This window comes from Zavarzinella formosa DSM 19928 (genome assembly GCF_000255705.1).
GTDB lineage: Bacteria > Planctomycetota > Planctomycetia > Gemmatales > Gemmataceae > Zavarzinella > Zavarzinella formosa.
The window spans coordinates 112,806-117,103 of record NZ_JH636453.1; the positions used below are offsets into that span (position 1 = coordinate 112,806).

Below are 4,298 nucleotides of genomic sequence, written 5' to 3' on the forward strand. Positions count from 1 at the left end.
TCTCGTGATGACTGGGTGTACTCAAAACCACCCGAACCACTATGGCCGCCCTCGTTCGACGTGAAGGATTCGCTGCCGGAACCAGTGCGTTGGGTTGTCTCCAGGCCTGTTTCCCAAGACCCCGCCGAGTAGGATTCCGTCCCCGCCAGCTCCTTCCGCCAGTCCCTGGCCGTCGTGTCGGTGCGGTCGTAGGACTCGCTTCCCGTCCGGCTCATGCGCAGCAGAGAGAACGAAAACCCGCTGTCAGCCTGGCTGCCGTTCTTGACCGCCGTGAAGGCCGATTGTCCTCGCCGGTGAATGTCCCCGACTTCCGTCGTGCTCTCGAACGACCCGACCGAATCAGGCAGTTTTCGCGAGGAGGTCGTCCCCAAGGAATCAATCTGGTAGGATTCCGTGCCGTTTTGGGTGACGTTGAACGTCGAAAGCTGGAACGAACTGCCGACATCGTGCCCGGCCAGCGTGCGAACATAATCGGCCGTGCCGACGGAGGACAGCGTTTCCAGACTGGAGGAGTTCTCATATCGTCCAGCGCCCTGCGGGTTGTCGGACTTGTCCCGGCTGAACCGGTCAAGCGTGAACGACTCGCTGCCGGATTGATTGCTCTCGTAGGAATCGACGATAAACGTGTCCGGCCCGTCATGCCCCTGCAGAGTCGAGGCCGAGGCTCCCGAACCGGCTTCGGTCGTGGTGTACGACTCAAACGACTCATGCAGGGAAGGCGTGTACGCCGAGGCAAACGTGTCCGTGGACGGCTGATTCACGCCCGGCCCGTTGCGAGTCAGCACATTGACGGATTCGGAGGAAGAATATTGGTCATCGAAGGAATTGTCTGTCTGCCGATAATTGGTCGTCACAAATTTCGTGTTTTGTGTCTGGCCTTCCAAATGCGTCGTCGTGGTTGAATGTCCGGAACTGGCGTCGGCCGAGACCGACGATCCTTCTTCCTGGGAACCAGGCGCTGTCTGGACCCAAGTCACGGCCGACGTTGACTGGTCGGCTCCATGTTCGCTTGCAGATTCATCGTAAACATAACCGGTCACCGCGAAATCGCCGTTCTCTGTGCGCCCCGTCGTCGTTGAGGTAAAGTTCGATGATCCGTCCCCGGAGGAGGAATACGTTTCCGAGCCGCTGTTCCAGGAGCCGAACGTGTCGGTGCTGCTCCACCAATTCGAGGCGCCCGTCTCGTCCGACGAGAAGGTGTCCGATCCTGTTTGCGCAAGATTGTAGGTGGAATACCCAAACCATCCGTTGGTTTCGCCGCCCGCCGCATGCTCCGTGAATGTGTTGCCGCCGCCGGAAGAATAGGTGTGGCTTTCCGTCGAATCGGTGTGGCCCGTGCCCGGCGAACCCGGCATCCCGCCAGACTCCACTTCATGCGTCTGGCTGGTCCCTTGCTCCGTGGACGAAGTCGACTCCGAACCGGAACGGTCGGACAGATAATTAGCCACCCGAAACCGGGGTCCTTGGGTGTAACCCGTGGCCGAACGAGAGATCGTCGCGCTGCCTTGGGCGGTGTCCGTCGAATGGGAGGCGCCATCGTCCGTTGATCCGTTGGGTTCGGCCCAATGCCAGTTCTCGTCCGTCGCCGAGTGATCCGAATAATCCTGATGTCCGGACGAGACATACGTCAGGGCCGACACGGCGGGCGGATCGCCCCCCGTCGCATTGGCCACCGCCCAAACATCGCCGGGGCCGGCCGCCGATACTTGGAATTGGGAGTTTTCCTGCGAGGTCGAGTTTCCCGAAGAATTTGTGACATCCTCCGAGCCCAAGTTGTCAGTCACCCGGTCATGCGATGTCCAGGTTTGATTGGAATCGCTGGTCGCCGTGCCCGACTGGTTGACGGCAAAAATCGGCGAGCCATGATATTCCGTCGAGCCGCCCTCCGGATTGGTCACCAATCCGTCGCCGGCCCATTGCTCGCCGCCAAACGATTGATTGAAGGAATTGTGTCCGGTTTCATTGGTGGTCGAGTTTGCTTCGATGCGAAGTGTCCGGTCTTCGCCCGGTCCGGTGGCGTCCGATGTGTCGGTTTGCTGAAACGTGTAGGATTCCGATCCGTCGGTCGTCCCGGAAAACGTTCCTTTGTTCACGACTCCGCCGACTTGCCAGACATCACTGGAATACGGTGTCTGCAATTGACCGCTTCCGGTGGCCCTCAGCACGTCGCTGTTGGTGACGAAGTGATAATTGGCGTCAGAGGTGTCCGCGGAGGAGCTAACGAACGTGCCCGACCACCCGGTGACACCCGTCGGACCCGTGTTGGTTTGCGAGTCTGCGGACACGGAGTGTGATTGATAAGTTCCCTCATCCCGGCGGGTCTGCGTTTGAACGCCAACCCCGCCCCGCAACCGCCTGACCCCGTCAAGTGTCGTGCCTGTCGAAGACATGGTAAAACTGCCGTCGCCGACCCCGGCAAAGGCAGATCGTTGGAACGAGCCGGAGCTTGTTCCCGAGATTTGATAATTGCCGGAGCCGGACTGATTGGTTCCCGATTGGGAGGTGACCCCGTTCTGGGAGTACTCGTTTGTTTCCGTGCCCGTTTCTGTCTGCCGGATTGAACTGCCGCCGCCGGTTCCATGGAAATCAACGGACACCGACCGGTCCGCGCCTGACAGGGCGAGCGCCGACCAGAGAGATGCCTGACTGGCCGGGCCTGAGTCGTGGGTGTCAAAAAGCGTCTCCGGAGGAGCCGGCGGTCCGTCGGACGCCTGAAGGGAAACGGAGGATTCTTCCCTCCCCAAATTCACTGCTCCGCTCCCGGCCGAGTATTCTGTGACGCGATCAAACGAGTCGCTGCCCGTGCTCGCGACGCTGAGCGTCTCGAACACATTCGTGGTGACGCCACCGACCGGCGAGGAACTCGGCCCGGTCCGGGTTTCGAGCGCCACGTACTGCTCGGTTCCGGTCTTGGTCGCCTTGGACAGTGCGGCCAGCGCCTGCCCGGTGGCGTGCGCCGACCGTTCTCCGGAGCCGGACAGGAGCATCATGGTTTCGGAGCCTGCCACCCGTGTCAGGGCCGAGTCGCTCGCGGTGTGGGAATAGCTGAAATTGGCGTCTTCCCGCGAATAACCGCCTCTCGCCCGGCTCACGTCCAGCGTCTGGTTCGTTCGGTTGAACTGGTCGCTTCCAGAACTGGTCTGGGTTAGTGACCGGACGATTCCGCCGGCATAGCCGCTGGCGTAGGTCTGGCCGAGCGTGAAGCTCTCCGTCCCCGACTCGGTGGCCTCCAGCCGGGTCTCGGCCACTCCGCCTGACAGGCTCAGGCTTTCCGTGCCAGCGCCGGCGGAGACGAGCGAGAAGGTTCCCTGGCTGTCCGTGTCTGTCTGCACCCGGTGGAACGCGGCGGTTCCCCCGGCCGACCGCGAATAGGTCTGGGTGATCTCCCCGGAATATCCGCTGACGCCCCCGCCTGCCTCGGTGACGGAAAATTGCTCCGTGCCGTCCCGTGTCGTGATCTGCCGGCTCATGGCCGCCGATCCCGACACGGCGGTGGTTTGGTTATTGGAAGTCAGCGCGAACGAGCCGTTTCCGCTCACACGATCCGCGTCTGTGGAGAAGGAATCCGCACCGGCGGACGACCAGGTGAAACTGTTTTGCGAACCCGGCGAAGACTGCGTGACGGAGTAATTTTCCGTGCCGCTCTTGTGCGTTTGGGTGAGCGAGAGGGCATAAGCCCCTTGGATGCTGAGTTGGGTCGCGTGGAGGAAGCTCTCGGCGGCCGTGCCGGCCAGCGACGACGTGGCGAGCGTGAAGCTGCCCGATCCTTCGCGATTCAACGTTTTGGAGGAGAAGTCGGAGGAGCCGGTCGAGGCCCACTGGTAATCACTGCCGCCCGAGCCGCCCATCCCCATGCTGGGCAGGGAAAGGCTCGCGGCCGACTGGGTGATGTGAAAATTTTCCGAGCCGGTCTTCTCCACCCAGACCGTCGCCAGGCTCGCCTGGCCGTCGATGGCCAGTTTGACGCCGTGTACGTTAAATGCCTGGCTGCCCGTTGATGTCAGGTGATAAACGTCTCCGCTTTGTCCGGCAGGAATCGTCCGCTCTTGCGCGAGTTCAAAGGACTCAGATCCCGTCTTGGAGTATGTCATGCTGACCAAACTGTGTGTTTGACCAGTCATGCCCATCATGGGATTGTTCATTCCGGGCCACGAACCATTTCCGCTGCCGCTTCCGCTGGTCGAACCACTTCCGCTTCCGCTGGTCGAACCACTGCCGCTTCCGCTTCCGCTGTCGGAACCATTTCCACTTCCGCTTCCGCTGGTCGAGCCGCTTCCGCTGGTCGAGCCGCTTCCGCT

Annotated in this window: 1 protein-coding gene; it reads right to left on the reverse strand. The window is 61.5% G+C overall.

Annotation, left to right across the window (positions count from 1 at the left end):
* On the reverse strand, positions 1–4,130 hold a 4,130-nt coding region (locus BGIM_RS56035), incomplete at its 3' end, for a hypothetical protein (protein ID WP_238537841.1).
* Positions 4,131–4,298: the final 168 nt, after the last annotated feature.